The following is a 15191-nucleotide window of genomic DNA, read 5'->3' as shown; positions in this document are numbered from 1 at the left end:
ATGGAGAGTTATCATGAAAAATATCGTATTAGCATCCTTGCTGGGCTTTGGCTTAATTTCTTCGGCCTGGGCCACTGAAACCGTGAATATCCATGAGCGGGTCAACAATGCACAGGCACCTGCTCACCAGATGCAGTCTGCTGCGGCTCCTGTCGGGATCCAGGGGACTGCACCTCGTATGGCCGGTATGGACCAGCATGAACAGGCCATTATTGCTCATGAAACCATGACGAACGGGTCGGCGGATGCGCACCAGAAAATGGTGGAAAGTCATCAGAGGATGATGGGAAGTCAGACCGTTTCCCCTACCGGGCCGTCGAAGTCATTAGCGGCAATGAATGAGCATGAAAGAGCTGCAGTTGCCCATGAATTTATGAATAACGGTCAGTCTGGCCCACATCAGGCCATGGCCGAAGCGCATCGTCGCATGCTCAGTGCAGGCTGACGGCGAGGGAAGTATCTGTGCTGTCCTTATTTCCTTGATAGATTTTTCCGTAACCGGATATATGGCAACATCTTTGCCCCCTACAGGGGGCATTTTTATCAGATTCTGCTACAGTTAACGGGCATCAACGCTAAAAGGATATTTTTTATGAAAGCCAGAAACACTTTATTTGCAGTATTAATGTTATCCCTGCCAGCGATTTCAGCAGAACATTCAGAAATGAAAATGACTGATATGTCTACCTCGGCTTCGTCACAGGAATATATGGCTGGCATGAAAGACATGCATGACAAAATGATGGCTGCCGTAAATGAGTCCGATCCCGACAAGGCTTTTGCGAAAGGCATGGTAGCGCACCATGAAGGGGCAATAGCAATGGCTGAGACCGAGCTCAAATACGGAAAAGATCCGAAAATGAGAAAGCTCGCGCAGGACATCATTAAAGCTCAAAAAGGTGAAATTGAGCAGATGAATAAATGGCTTGATAGTCAAAAGTAAACATTGTAGAAATGTCACGACAAGCGTGATTTTACATCGTTCCTGGGCGCGGGAGTCGGTTAATCTTTATATAATTCAAACCCGATTAATTTCGGGTTTTTACTACTCTGTACTCCGGTCCTTTGTTGAGGACCGGAATATATGCACCTGAGATGCTTATTTAATACATTATCTCGTCATGGATACAATGTCGCTCAGGATCTCAACCAGCTCGCTTCTCTCCTGCGTTCCGTCATGATAGGTTGATCTTGAGATGATTCTTTCTGATGTCATCTGAGGCCAGAATTTATCTAGTACATTATCGGGTTTCATTCCCACAGCCCGGCCGATTATTTTTTTAGCGTCACAGGTGTCCGTAAACGTGACGGCTACACCAGTAATTTCCTCGATAAGATCCGGGCACAGATAGTTTTCTATCTCACGTTTGCGCGTAGCGAAAAATACCTTACCGGCCTCCTCTACTTCTTTTTTACGCTTCTGGATGGACAGAACCTGTGCAGGGTCTCCCCCAATATCGGAGTCCAGAAATACGCACCAGGGAAGCCCCAGATCTTTGGCCAGATTCAATGTAACCCAGTGTTTGACGCTACCACACCCTCCTATGAGGACTGGCACTATTTTCACGTCCTCCAGAGAGGCTGGCAGCGCACCTGACTGTTTTAATGAACTGGCCGCATGCCTCAGGAAAGTAACATCCGACTTTCCCTCTACCAGAACAATCCCCTGCGCCCTTTCCATACCGGTCTCTGGCAGCACCCCCAGGCTTTCAGTGGCTTCCTTCAGCACTGCGTCATCCGGCATTTTTACTACGGGTTCACCCGCCTCATTTCGGGTAACATAACGTACGCCTTCGACAGGGATTAATCCGGCCAGCGCCGGGACATGGGTGGTGACGATAATCTGACGGTGCGGCTGGCCTGCCAGTGCCAGTAACGCTTTCATCAGCATCATCTGATAGTTCGGATGCTGTGACGTTTCAGGCTCCTCTATGGCATAAATCACATTTCTGGGCGTCCCCGCGACATTCTTTTCAGCCTCAGCCCGAAAAAAATTCAACAGGATAAGCCTCCTTATCCCGCTGCCGCGCTTATTGATGGGGATGCCATTTTCCCCGTCCAGGGTGAAATTGAAGGTCCACTTGGGTTTCTCCTTAAATCGTGGAGTCAGTTCACTGGCGAGTTCGGGGGCCATTTCACGTAATTTATCCAGCGTTCTCTGTGCGACATCCAGGACGCTGTCCTGAATCTCATTTTCCAGCGCTGTAATTTTGTCCTGCAGCGCAGCCTGAGCGTCTTTTACGGCCTGCTGTAAGGGGTTTTTAGCTTCGGAATCCCCGTCGCTGCTTTCCCTGTCGGCTTTGAAAATCGCATACGTGGGCAGCAAATCGAGGATCTTACCCCATAATGATTTTGTGTCGGTTCCGAACTCTTTATCGACATCCAGCATAATTTCCGAACAGGTATAGGGGGCTGCGGCTTCCCTGATGGCCTGACGCCATAACGATGCAGTGCGTTTATCCGCCACATTTTTTTCAACTTCTTTTCCCACCGCCTTGAGCTCAGAAATTTTCATGCCCAGTAAATTTCTCAGGGGCTCCTCATCCGGGTGGATGCAGCGGATGCAGGTCTGCTCCGGTTTTCCTGAGGTCGTTGCTTTAAACGTTTTGACGATTTCAAAATTGCCGTCCTCATTCAGCAGATGTTCTGAGGCGAGCGTGGTCTGCACCCTGTCGTCGATCATGATAAAATCGGGCAGGTCATCAAATTCACAGGCTATTTCAAAACGGCCGTCCCCTTCTCTTAGGCTGAAACAGTTCATGTCATTCTTGTCAGCCTTCATTCCTTCTGTTTCAAAAAAAATAGCCAGCGCTTCCAGAAGCGTTGATTTCCCAAAGTCATTACGACCGACAATACCCGTCATGCTTTCATCAATAATGATTTCAGTAGAGTTTCTGTAGCCTCTGAAGTTTTTCAGTTTTAATTTTCTGAGCCGCATATGAAGTCCTGTGTGTAAGAAAGCGTTTTGCTGCAACCTGAATACAAAATATATTTTCAAATGCCTGCCAACAAGCAGGGATAACCGTTATTCAGAATATCTTAACGACATTTCGGGATTATGATCTGGTCGCGCTTTCAGAACTTTACTGCCCCTCAAAACACCGGAAACTAACTTGTGGTTGGTTACATGGCAAAGTTAAAACTCCAGAATCACGGGTAATGATTTCAATGCTTATTATATTTTTTGGAATTGACTCATGAGCTTTATAATTTAAATGATAATAATAACCATTCTTTTATGCGTAATATTTGCTACTGACACTGATGAATTTAAAAGAAGATAGATTTTCATTTACGGATTATTTCCTAAATTCATCGATAATGTGATCGACATAAAATTTTCACTGAAGAATGAAGAGATAATTTAAGGCCGAGCGAAATAGCTCAAAATGGTGTATTTAACATAACAGAAGAAATGAAAGGCTCTATCGCAACCTGATACTTCAGGCCGCTAAGGGGTTAATCTTGTTGAAGAAAAATTAGACCGGGAAGCGCCAGGCGTCACCATTTCTCCCGCCTGGCTGGAAGTGAAGAATAATTGTGCATAGCTCCGTATTCGGGCTTTGCATCTGACAATGGTTCCCTGGATGAAAGTACGATCTCCACTCCAAGGACGCTGAACACCCTAAACAAACGCTCAAAACCCGCACTTGCAGGGTTGGCCTCTAGTCGGGCATAAGTTTGCTGTGTTATACCCAAACGTTCAGAAACATCTTTTTGCGTCAGTCCATTGGCTTTGCGAAAGCCGATTAAAACAGGACGTAACTGATTCAAAGTCTTCAAAGCGTATTGAGTGTTCATAAGTGACCTTCCGTATCGACGAGTTAACAAGCATAACGCAGGGATTTACAGCATATAGGCTGTAATGCTCATTAACAGACTATAGGCTGTAATACGAATCCTGCCAAGATGCGGCATCTTTCAAATACAAGGCCGTATTGGGTAAGCAGTACACCGTTATATAGCACCCCTTGCCCCTTTGCTGGAGAGGGACCCACGTGATCGCAGGTCTTTTAGACGTTGTTGCTAACCGGCATCATACACAGGTGGTATGACCTGCTCCCCGTTGATTAATACACCGTGATGTTAGTAATGTCTTCATAAGCCACATGAGGACATCCCCATGAAGAAGCGTTTTTCCGACGAACAGATCATATGTATTCTCCGCGAGGCCGAAGCCGGCGTTTCTGCCCGTGAGCTCTGCCGTAAGCACGCCATTTCCGACGCCACCTTTTACACATGGCGTAAGAAGTATGGCGGTATGGAGGTGCCTGAGGTTAAGCGCCTGAAGTCGCTTGAGGAAGAGAACGCCAGACTCAAGAAGCTGCTTGCTGAAGCCATGCTGGATAAGGAGGCGCTTCAGGTGGCTCTTGGGCGAAAGTACTGACGACAGACCAGAAGCGGGAAGCCGTGGAAGTCATGTGCGAGGCTAAGGGTCTGTCGCAACGTCGTGCCTGCGGGCTGGCAGGTCTGTCCCTGTCAACCTGCCGATATTCGGCTCAGCGTCCGGCTGCTGACGCGCAGCTGTCTCTACGCATCACAGAGCTGGCACTTGAACGCCGCCGTTTTGGTTACCGGCGTATCTGGCAGCTTCTGCGACGTGAAGGTCTTTGCGTTAACCACAAGCGGGTTTACCGCATCTATCAACTTAATGGCCTGAGTGTAAAACGCAGACGACGTCGTAAAGGGCTGGCAACAGAACGTCTGCCGCTGCTCCGCCCGATGGCGCCCAATCTGACCTGGTCAATGGATTTCGTCATGGACGCACTGGCCACAGGTCGCAGGATCAAGTGCCTGACCTGCGTGGATGATTTCACAAAGGAATGCCTGACGGTCACTGTTGCCTTCGGGATTTCAGGCGTGCAGGTCACGCGTATTCTGGACAGCATTGCGCTGTTTCGCGGCTATCCGGCTACGATAAGAACCGATCAGGGCCCGGAGTTTACCTGCCGCGCACTCGATCAGTGGGCTTTTGAGCATGGTGTGGAGCTGCGACTTATCCAGCCCGGCAAGCCAACGCAGAACGGATTTATTGAGAGTTTTAACGGACGCTTTCGTGATGAATGCCTGAATGAGCACTGGTTCAGCGATATTGTTCACGCCAGGAAGATCATTAATGACTGGCGACTGGATTATAACGAGTGTCGACCACATTCATCACTGAATTACCTGACGCCGGCTGAATTTGCAGCGGGCTGGCGAAACGGGAAATATGAAGAAAAACCAACCGACATTACTAACTGAAGGTTGTATCTAACTCTGGGGGCAGGTCATCGTGTTGAAATCCATAATTTCATTACGACTGATTGGTAGTGCCCAGGCAAAAAGAGGGAGTAAAGTCTGTTCATGCCAGAGCTGATCTGCACTTTCGGATGTATGAAGAGAAATAGCCTTTAATCCTGAATTGAGAATTGGATGGACGTTCATATCAGGTTTGTTGAAAATGATCGTTAACAGAGAAGATGGGGACATACCGTACACGGTAGTTGTCCGACAAAACCGGCTGAACAAGGATTCATCAGGCAAAACAGGCAACATTCTCATTTCCCACACCTCTCTTTGACCGTTACGAACTGTTACCTCATTACAATTTATTAAGTGGATCTATATTTATAAGCCCGCAACGCTGAAGAGCATCGTAGGTATTTTTCTTTTCAGCTGTTCTGTTGATAACAAGATCGTGGTCAAGAGACAGTATTTTCTCGTCGAAATTGCGCAAAACCTCGTCTATTTTTCCTACGAATTCCTTGTGCTGTGGCCTGTCTATATCCCCAGGGATCAAAGACTTTAGGGACTTCTCTGCCATGATTTTAGCCGAAGCATCACCCTCATTAGATGCAGAGAGCCATTTAGCTTCCTCATCTTCAGTCGCGGCCCCCGGGAGTGGAGTATCCTTATATTCCTCCGTATGACTCACGAGTACCGGTACAGAGGCCGACAAGACTGCGCCAGTGATGATTTCATTGCCGCTACCGATAACCTTTAATTGTGCCCCCCGATAAATCATCTGAGCCAATCCAATATTGCCTTTAGATAAAATGAATAATTTTTCGTTTAACTCATCATTTAATGGAGTTTCAACATTTGTCCATTGTAATGGCCATAAATAATGAATAAACGATTGCCAGTCTTGTGAATCGTATCTAACATTCTTAATTTTCATGTAACCACCAGACTCTGCCCGCCTGGCAATTCTCATTTTCTTTGTCAGCGTCTCGTCAAAAGGATGATTTCCACAAAAAACCATAGATACCCCCATGGAATCTACAATTTCATGTAAAAAATCAATCAACTTACTCTCACCCCCGGTTCTTGAAAATTTAAGCCTCTGCATTTCATCAATAACAAGGATACCCAAAAATGATGATTTAATTCTTTGTGCAATCTGGCGAGCCAGAGCACCATTTCTAATCTCAGGTGTAGTTCGTTCAATACCAATTGCATCATCTAATTTTTGTAAAATCTCTTCACAAAGGTCTCTCACACTTGAATTGTATGGACAATTAATCTTTACCCATACAATTTGCTTACTGAAGCCGGGAAAAACTCCTTTATAGCTGCTGTGTTCTATAATCTGAGGGAAATGATCCATGACTTGCTCAATCATGGTAGTTTTTCCAGAACCACTCATTCCAACTATCGTAATAGTTTCAGCCTGGGATTTAAAATATCCACTTTCTGGCTCAATATCAGGACGCTCATTTCCATAGTAATGAAGATATTGAATTGTTCCGCTTTTTAAAGGATTACGAGCTTCATAGCTTTCCCTAAGTGCCCGTAAGATCATCTTATAAGCCTGGATAAGATTGGTTTGAGGGCAACGGAATTTCTTTATACGTTCGACATACTGCTCTCTAACATTCGCCGGGGCAGTCCAGCGGATTTTTTCGTCAATTTCGGGGAAATAACTCATTTCCAGAAGTACTTCATCTTCCGTAAGCGCTTCAGGAAGTGCTTCAATTAAGGGATTGCCACGATACTCAGGTAACTCCTGTTCTTTATATATCGCTGAAACGCGCCGTATAAGATTCATTATTCTGCGTCCTCAGTCTTCTTCTTACCTTTTAACCATCTTTGTTTCTCCTCCTGGCCAGGCAAAAGCAGAACATTACTGGATGAAGGAAGTAGGGGTTCAGATCTTCCATTAGCAACATGAGTTCGCCCTAATGAATCAAGTTCATTTTTCCTGTTCTTTTTAATATCTTTACCATGTACCCGGCGAGATTCGTATATTTCATTTAATCTTTCGTTACCTTTCCTGTTAAATTCATCTTTATTATTGATATTGCTGAGCGAATCCAGAGTAAATAAATTAATTTCTTTTTGAGTATCTACCCAATCAGCCATTACATCTGTATCAAGATGAGCTTTCCCTTTAAATACATCTCTTTTCTTAAGTAGGTAATGTTTTTTGAAAATGCTATTTTTGTCAAATCTTACATATATATAATCTACGCAATTGTCATCTATTCTTGCTTCACAAGTGGTTCTTCCAAATACTCTGACACCAGATGCAATTTCAGGATCACATTCATAAAAAAGATTATTGTACTGAATCCCACCGGCGGTAATGTTAGCGTTCACAGGGATTAACAATCGTGCGATCACTTCGTCGGCCCCAACGGCTCTTGCGCTGAATCTCCCGTGCTTTAAGCTTATCATCCAACTATTTTTTGGTGATATTACGAGATCATTTTCAATCAGTAAGGGATTGATATAAGCCAGTTCCTCATACGTTCTCTGATTATGTGCAAGTATCTCCCGAATCAGTAAAGACGTGACCTCCTGAATCGTTAAACAAGCCCTGGATTGCGGTGTTGGCTCTCCTTTAACAATCTTTCCCCTTCGTGTTGTTCCAATAAGCCTATGAATAACCTCATCATTCAGAATGCCGAAACAGCGTTCAACAATGCTTTTTCTGTCGCCTCTACCGACTGGCGCAAACTCAAGTTTTGTCAGGGGGGTCATCTCTTCCTGAGGTTTAAGACCAATCATCTCCCCGTTGTCACACATCAATGTTAATGGAATGTGAGAACAAGGCCAATCATCATCAGTAATAGAGATTCCAAATAATCTACAATATTCTTTTTTTGGCATAAAGCAATTTGCTAACGCTTGTCGGGCGGCTCGCCATGAAGCATGGTATAAAGAAACATGAAGGCCAACAATCATTCTTGTTGCACGATCCACCACTGTATAAATAGTAGGACGCCCAATGACTTTTCGTCTGTTTAAACTCGAAATAAGATGTACATCAGCGACAGTTGAGTCTATTTCGAAAACATCACCCGGCAAAACAGTTGTATTAGCCACACTACCTAAAAGCGCCCGCATTTTGAGGTCTATTTCTTTTTTCGTGTTCTTCTTATTTATCGAGAAATCTTTAGTGAAGAGTTTTTTATTCCAGTATGAAAATTGTTTTAAAGAAGGAACATATGGAGCTCTATTTTCTAGGTTTGCTGTTTTAATTTCATCCCTAAAATACAAATCAATATGTCTCTCTAATGTTTTCTTTATCGTATCTCCGTTAACTTTATAATGATACGTAATGAGAGATTTTCTAATATTATTTATATCTCTTTCATTAAGAATGAAAACACGTGATCGTTCATTAGGTAATGCTCTGTTTTTTTTGGAATTCCCAAGTTTAATTTCATGTTTGATTCTACTTTTCCCAGCGGCGCCACAGTTCGAGAATGCGGGTAGCAATGCATAAATATCCTGCCCATGTCGCCAATACAACGCCAGAAGCGTTCTGATAGTATATTGTGATATTTTTTTATTTCTTGAGTAATCCATTAAAAGGTGCGACTTTTTATGTAATGCATAGTCGAACAGAAACATTCTGTCATCTACAAGATCTTTAATGATATTGTAATTTTCATCTCGCCTTCCTCTGTCTTTATCTGTTAATTCTTTCTCATCTACTAACATATATGAAGGATATATATAATCTTTACAAGTTATGCTATTTGATTCAATATAATATTTAAACATTGAAAATGAGAAAGGGATTGGCTTACCCGTTCTTTCTGATTTTATTTTAAACAAAATTAACAAATCGACCTTTCTGTCAAAATCCAAAACACGGTAAAGTCCCTCTGCAAGCAAATCAGTGCCTTGAGAGAGCCAGACTGAATTCCTAATAATATCCATTTGCGTTCAGTCCTATATAGTGGTCATTGGAAATTATCTTTATCAGACCGGTTTCGAGTATTGGATATGATAAATCAACATTTATCATTTTTAATCCAATCATTGCCTGCAATAACATCATCGCTTCTTGTGCATCTACCCCAAAGATTGATGAAATCATTGCACGTAGTCCTACTATGGGATAAACATCTGGTTTAAGCTTCCATAGGATTTTATCAAGAGGATATTTATCATAAAATTCAGAACCATCTCTTAATACAGAAGTAGCCCAGCAAATGTTTTTACCGACGACGTTATTGAGTTCCGAGCCAACATAAATTTGAAACTCAACATCAATCAACTGCCAAAACATCCTCTCTATTTCAAGTTTTTGGGCTTCGCGTTCAGGTATGCTCTCGTTATGTTTTACTGCTATAGCTTTGTATCGAAGTCCGCCTTCAGGAGTTCTCAAGGTCAGTAAAAAATCGGTTGTCATAACATTCAGAACTTCGACAGGTACTCCTCTTACTCCCCTCACCATAGGATGTTGAAAATGTAGATGATTTGCTATTTGTTGGGTAAGCCGGAGAGGAAAGAGTGGGAATTGTTCCCGGATATCAATCACCGAGTCATTAAACTCAGCCAGATAGAAAAAGTTACTTTCGACAGAAGAAAGGAGATGATGGTTTCGAAACGTCTTAAGGCCAAAGACTATCGAACGGTTTCCACGGGATTTAACGTCCTGAGCTCTAAGCCAGGGCTGATAACTTTGGCCATAGCCCACTCCTATGCCGTCACCTAGCGCATTTTCATAATCCAAATAGGATTTGAGACGCCTACCCCTAGCCATGATCGTACCCTAAAAACGACATTGATACGTACCTATATGTGCATTTTATAGTCTCCAACCCTATAACCACACATTCAGTAAGCATACAACATTAGCGTCGTTTTTTGAGAATGGTTACAACTTTAGTGCTTTGTGTACAACTTTATTGTCCTCGGACATCGGCCAGCGCCTGCGCACACGCCCAGGCACTTGCCCACGCCCACTGGAAGTTATACCCGCCGAGCCAGCCGGTGACGTCCATCACTTCGCCGATAAAGTAGAGCCCCGGCACGTTGCGGGCTTCCATGGTGCGCGAGGAGAGTTCATTTGTATCAACGCCGCCCAGCGTCACTTCCGCCGTGCGGTACCCCTCGGTGCCGTTTGGCTGAACGCGCCAGTTTGTCAGCGTCTCCACCAGCGTCTCTTGCTCGCGGCTGTTCAATTGCTTAAGCGATACGTCCGGGATCTGCCCCAGCACCTGAAGGCACTCCACCAGACGTTTTGGCAGCTGCATCGCCAGCGTGTTTTTCAGGCTCTGATTCGGGTGCGCCTCGCGCTGCTCGTTGAGGAACGCGTCCAGGTCGCAGTCCGGCACCAGATTCACCGTGACAAATTCACCCGGCTGCCAGTAGCTGGAGATTTGCAGTACCGCCGGGCCAGAGAGCCCCCGATGGGTAAAGAGCAGGTTTTCACGGAATACCGTCCCGTCTTCGGCAGTCATGACGGAAGGAACGGAGACGCCAGAAAGCGTCTGAAGCTGTTCAAGAAGGGGTTTGTGCAGCGTGAAGGGCACCAGACCCGCGCGCATGGGCAGTACCTTAAGACCAAACTGCTCGGCAATCTTATAGCCGAACGGGGACGCGCCCAGACCCGGCATAGAGAGGCCACCGCTGGCGATGACCAGATTATCAGCACTGACGGTTTCACCGTTCAGCTGCAGCGTGTACCCCTGTTCGTCGCGGGCGACCTCCAGCACTTCCGTGCGCAGACGCATCACCACGCCGCCCTTCTCGCACTCGGCGATCAGCATATCGACAATCTGCTGCGCGGAGTCGTCGCAGAACAGCTGTCCCAGCGTCTTTTCATGCCACGCGATGCCGTGCTTGCCCACCAGGTCGATAAAGTCCCACTGGGTGTAACGAGCCAGTGCAGATTTGCAAAAATGACGGTTTTGGCTCAAATACGCCGCGGGTTCGACATAAAGATTGGTGAAGTTACAACGCCCGCCGCCCGACATCAGGATCTTGCGGCCAGGCTTTTTTCCGTTGTCCAGTAACAGCACACGACGACCCGCCTGTCCGGCCATCGCCGCACAAAACATACCCGCCGCACCGGCGCCAATTACCACGGCATCAAACCTTTCCACGTCAAAATCCTCTTCGTTAACTGCCGCGGATTGTAAAGTTTCCTCTGTGGTCACACCAGCGTAAAAAGTTCTTACAAAGCCATTCCATTGAAATTTAACGATTATCCCTTCAAGCACTTTTCTCAAATCAGGTGGTATGTCAAAAAAAGTCTATATTTCACTTTGCCCGTTGCGCATTTGTCCTGGATAATGCGCCGCGTTCATGTCCTCAAAATGGCGTAACGTCCTATGCTACATTTGTTTGCCGGCCTGGATTTACATACCGGGCTTTTATTATTGCTTGCTCTGGTTTTTGTACTGTTTTACGAAGCGATCAACGGCTTCCACGACACTGCAAACGCAGTAGCAACGGTTATCTACACTCGCGCAATGCGATCGCAACTTGCGGTTGTTATGGCGGCGGTATTTAACTTTTTTGGTGTCCTTCTGGGCGGACTGAGCGTGGCGTATGCGATCGTGCATATGTTGCCAACGGATCTGCTGCTTAACGTGAGTTCCGGTCATGGCCTTGCCATGGTGTTCTCAATGCTGCTTGCTGCCATTATCTGGAACCTCGGTACCTGGTATTTTGGCCTGCCTGCATCCAGCTCTCACACTCTCATCGGCGCGATTATCGGTATCGGGTTAACGAACGCCCTGATGACCGGGACATCCGTCGTTGATGCGCTGAACCTGCCTAAAGTACTGGGCATTTTCGGTTCTCTGATCATCTCTCCAATTGTGGGTCTGGTGGTTGCGGGTGGACTGATTTTCATCCTGCGTCGCTACTGGAGCAACACCAAGAAACGTGCGCGCATCCACCTGACGCCAGCAGAGCGTGAGAAGAAAGACGGTAAGAAAAAACCGCCATTCTGGACGCGTATCGCGCTGATCATTTCCGCTATCGGCGTGGCCTTCTCTCATGGCGCGAACGATGGGCAGAAAGGCATTGGTCTGGTGATGCTGGTACTGATCGGTGTCGCACCGGCAGGTTTCGTGGTTAACATGAACGCCTCTGGTTACGAAATCACCCGTACCCGTGATGCCGTCAATAACGTTGAGACCTATTTCCAGCAGCATCCCGATCTGCTGAAAAAAGCGACCGGCGTTGATCAGCTGATCCCATCTCCGGAAGCCGGTGCAACTACCGCGCCGGGCGAATTCCACTGCCATCCGGCAAACGCGATTAACGCGCTGGAACGCGCCAAAGGCATGCTGGGCGATATCGAAAGCTATGACAAACTGGCCGTTGAACAGCGTGGTCAGCTGCGTCGTATCATGCTCTGCATCTCTGACGTGACCGATAAAGTCGCGAAACTGCCAGAGGTGAATGCCGACGACAAACGTCTTCTGAAGAAACTGAAAAGCGATATGCTCAACACCATTGAGTACGCGCCAATCTGGATCATCATGGCCGTCGCGCTGGCACTGGGTATCGGTACAATGATTGGCTGGCGTCGTGTGGCAACCACCATCGGCGAGAAGATCGGTAAGAAAGGCATGACCTATGCGCAGGGGATGTCCGCGCAGATGACGGCGGCGGTTTCTATCGGCCTGGCGAGCTACACCGGGATGCCGGTATCCACCACCCACGTACTCTCCTCGTCCGTGGCAGGTACCATGATTGTTGACGGTGGCGGTCTGCAGCGCAAAACCGTGACCAACATCCTGATGGCCTGGGTGTTCACCCTTCCGGCGTCCATCCTGCTGTCTGGTGGTCTGTACTGGATTTCGCTGAAGCTGATCTAATCAGCTGAAGGCGACAAAAAGCGGGTCAGGAAACTGACCCGCTTTTTTTATGGCTATCGGTTTACTGAAAATCTTACAACCCTAAGAAAAACCTGAACATTTTTTGTACATCACCGCCCGTGGCGAGCCACTATCATTCCGGTCAGGATAAATTCTGCATATCGGAGAGTGTATGGCTTCTGTTCCAACTCCTGGCCCTGGATCAATCGTTATCGCAAACAACATGCGTGAAGCGCGTGAACATGGAATGTCCCGTAATATGGCCACACCATCAACCTATTACTGGTTTTATCAAAAAGTCCGAAACGGTGGTCCTTGGGATTACAAAAAATTCGATCCCTATTTCGCTGCGTTTGGTAATTTCAACTTTGGAGCCGCCGGGACTGCCGCGGGTATCCCTGCAAATATCCTGTTAATGGGCGCAGGATGGGCTCAGGGAAGAGCAGGAACCTCAAAACCCGAATGGGGAAAATGGTATGAAAAACCACCTTACGGTGACGATCCGACAGACCAGCGCAATATCAGAGAAGGGATAAATTATGCCATTCAGAACGGTTATTAAATGGCTTCATCGGCTCACCACACTGGCGCTGCTCATTATGGTCATCGGCTTCGCGTGGCTAAACCATCAGCCCAACCCACGTGAAAGCGATAAACTTCTCCGGACTTACAAGATTTCGAATACCGTCTGGCTCTATATGACCGCGAACGACCAGGGTGGCGCGACCGTACCTACGATTTACCGATATTATTTGTCGCATGCGTTAAAAGGTATGGACGCTGACATTGTCCAGCAGCTTTCGACAAAATCGCCGGTTCTGGAGGGGACAGGCAGCATTTCTGAAGCACGGATAAACGAAAAGGGCGAAGTGGCCATTACCTACAGCGGTAAAGTATTCTCTCTGCATGAGAACGTTTCTAACCTTCGATTCACGATAAAACCGTAACCCCAGAAAAGGCGAGGGCAACCTCGCCTTTTCTGTGCTCAGTGCCAAATCATCAATGCAATCATACTGACCACAACCAGCCCGCACAGGGCGCTGGTCAGAATGAACTGCCGACGCAGACGCTCGCAGCGACGGATAAACTCTTCATCGTGATGATCGCGGTAACGCTGGTAGTAGATGTATCCCACCAGTCGCATCTGTTTGCTGGGCTGTCCATGCGAGGTGAAGAACCCCCCACCGTCCACATACTGATAAAGCAACGGATCGCAACCACGAAGTACCACTAACAGCGCACGTAACGATGAGAAGTAGCGCGCCATATTCACTATGCAAACTACGCATAACGCCCAAAACAATGCGACGGTGCTAATCATACATCCTCCCCGGCGTCCGCCCACGGAGCAAGGCTCCTGAGCTCCCGCACCCCAATGCCCTGACAGACAGTTCAGTGAAAGAATGACCAAAAGTCGATCCGGTTCGCGTTTTAATATCCGAACGGCTCATTAAATAGTGTAGGAGATCCGTTAATTTTTTTGCCACAAGGTTAATCGTTATCAACACCAAAGCTTGAAAAATATGTTTAACTGGGCCGTAATGAAAGTATCAGACGACGGCATTCTCATTTAGTCATCGATAACTTAAGGAAGGAGTAACACTATGGCTTACAAACACATTCTCATCGCGGTAGACCTCTCTCCGGAGAGCAAAGTGCTGGTTGATAAAGCGGTATCCATGGCACGCCCCTACAACGCGAAAGTTTCCCTGATTCACGTTGATGTGAATTACTCCGACCTCTATACCGGTCTGATCGACGTGAATCTCGGCGATATGCAGAAGCGCATCTCCGAAGAGACGCATCACGCCCTGAGCGAACTGTCCACCAACGCGGGCTACCCGATTACCGAGACCCTGAGCGGCAGCGGCGACCTGGGTCAGGTATTGGTTGATGCGATTAAGAAATATGACATGGACCTGGTCGTATGCGGTCACCACCAGGACTTCTGGAGCAAGCTGATGTCGTCCGCGCGCCAGCTGATCAACACCGTTCACGTGGATATGCTGATTGTTCCACTGCGTGACGAAGAAGACGAGTAAGTGTAAAAAGCCCGGTGGCGCTAACGCTTACCGGGCCTACAGGCGGCATTGAACGTAGGCCGGGTAAGGCGAAGCCGCCACCCGGCTTTTT

At 46.9% G+C, this 15191-nt stretch carries 14 protein-coding genes and 1 pseudogene; 7 read left to right on the top strand and 8 right to left on the bottom strand.

Annotated elements, in window-relative coordinates:
• Window positions 1–13: 13 nt before the first annotated feature.
• Both silE and copM read left to right on the top strand, forming a co-directional pair.
• Window positions 14–445: a silver-binding protein SilE gene (gene silE / locus O1723_RS01345; RefSeq protein WP_000790485.1), complete on the top strand. Its 432-nt coding sequence runs from the start codon at window positions 14–16 to the stop codon at window positions 443–445.
• 147 nt (window positions 446–592) lie between these two features.
• Window positions 593–943 carry a CopM family metallochaperone gene (gene copM / locus O1723_RS01340; RefSeq protein ID WP_000647571.1) on the top strand — a complete coding sequence of 117 codons (351 nt, stop codon included), beginning with the start codon at window positions 593–595 and terminating at the stop codon, window positions 941–943.
• A 168-nt stretch (window positions 944–1111) separates the two neighbouring features.
• On the opposite strand, the gene O1723_RS01335 is transcribed toward copM, so the two are convergent.
• Entirely contained in the window at window positions 1112–2938 is a 1827-nt protein-coding gene (locus O1723_RS01335; RefSeq protein ID WP_001239419.1) for an AAA family ATPase, read from the bottom strand.
• Between the two features lie 563 nt (window positions 2939–3501).
• Entirely contained in the window at window positions 3502–3801 is a 300-nt protein-coding gene (locus O1723_RS01330) for a helix-turn-helix domain-containing protein (protein WP_001097216.1), read from the bottom strand.
• Between the two features lie 322 nt (window positions 3802–4123).
• Here O1723_RS01330 and O1723_RS01325 point away from each other — a divergent pair.
• Window positions 4124–5244 (top strand): IS3-like element ISKpn34 family transposase gene (locus O1723_RS01325; RefSeq protein WP_100245182.1). Its coding sequence is split into 2 segments (ribosomal slippage): window positions 4124–4382 and window positions 4382–5244, totalling 1122 coding nucleotides; the frame shifts between segments, so codons are not numbered across the junction.
• Between the two features lie 30 nt (window positions 5245–5274).
• Here the strand turns inward: O1723_RS01325 and O1723_RS01320 are convergent.
• From O1723_RS01320 to O1723_RS01300, 5 genes and pseudogenes are all read right to left on the bottom strand, one after another.
• Window positions 5275–5544: pseudogene (locus tag O1723_RS01320) on the bottom strand (TniQ family protein); the annotation flags it as partial.
• A gap of 40 nt (window positions 5545–5584) precedes the next feature.
• Window positions 5585–7033 (bottom strand): ATP-binding protein, encoded by a 1449-nt coding sequence (locus O1723_RS01315; RefSeq protein ID WP_248191325.1) that lies wholly within the window; start codon window positions 7031–7033, stop codon window positions 5585–5587.
• Window positions 7033–9156 carry a transposase gene (locus O1723_RS01310; RefSeq protein WP_248191323.1) on the bottom strand — a complete coding sequence of 708 codons (2124 nt, stop codon included), beginning with the start codon at window positions 9154–9156 and terminating at the stop codon, window positions 7033–7035. Before O1723_RS01310 ends, O1723_RS01315 begins: the two co-directional genes overlap by 1 nt.
• Window positions 9143–9985 (bottom strand): TnsA endonuclease N-terminal domain-containing protein, encoded by an 843-nt coding sequence (locus O1723_RS01305; protein ID WP_000090707.1) that lies wholly within the window; start codon window positions 9983–9985, stop codon window positions 9143–9145. Before O1723_RS01305 ends, O1723_RS01310 begins: the two co-directional genes overlap by 14 nt.
• A 142-nt stretch (window positions 9986–10127) precedes the next feature.
• Entirely contained in the window at window positions 10128–11330 is a 1203-nt protein-coding gene (locus tag O1723_RS01300; protein WP_023337921.1) for a BaiN/RdsA family NAD(P)/FAD-dependent oxidoreductase, read from the bottom strand.
• 228 nt (window positions 11331–11558) lie between these two features.
• Here O1723_RS01300 and pitA point away from each other — a divergent pair, with 228 nt between their 5' ends.
• The 3 genes from pitA (at window position 11559) to O1723_RS01285 (ending at window position 14005) form a co-directional block, all read left to right on the top strand.
• Window positions 11559–13058: an inorganic phosphate transporter PitA gene (gene pitA / locus O1723_RS01295; RefSeq protein WP_023337922.1), complete on the top strand. Its 1500-nt coding sequence runs from the start codon at window positions 11559–11561 to the stop codon at window positions 13056–13058.
• Window positions 13059–13230: 172 nt separating this feature from the next.
• Window positions 13231–13620, top strand: coding sequence for a polymorphic toxin type 44 domain-containing protein (locus O1723_RS01290; protein WP_023337923.1), 390 nt, complete (start codon window positions 13231–13233; stop codon window positions 13618–13620).
• Entirely contained in the window at window positions 13598–14005 is a 408-nt protein-coding gene (locus O1723_RS01285; RefSeq protein WP_038421001.1) for a hypothetical protein, read from the top strand. The genes O1723_RS01290 and O1723_RS01285 overlap by 23 nt, the downstream gene beginning before the upstream one ends.
• Window positions 14006–14043: 38 nt before the next feature.
• On the opposite strand, the gene uspB is transcribed toward O1723_RS01285, so the two are convergent.
• Window positions 14044–14379: a universal stress protein UspB gene (gene uspB / locus O1723_RS01280; RefSeq protein WP_003861224.1), complete on the bottom strand. Its 336-nt coding sequence runs from the start codon at window positions 14377–14379 to the stop codon at window positions 14044–14046.
• Window positions 14380–14662: 283 nt separating this feature from the next.
• Here uspB and uspA point away from each other — a divergent pair, with 283 nt between their 5' ends.
• The gene (uspA, locus tag O1723_RS01275; RefSeq protein ID WP_003861223.1) at window positions 14663–15100 is read left to right on the top strand and encodes a universal stress protein UspA; all 438 of its coding nucleotides are present in this window, start codon (window positions 14663–14665) and stop codon (window positions 15098–15100) included.
• Window positions 15101–15191: the final 91 nt, after the last annotated feature.

The organism is Enterobacter cloacae complex sp. HYC080_NIDB (assembly GCF_056673325.1).
This window is presented reverse-complemented; position numbering and strand designations above follow the sequence as displayed.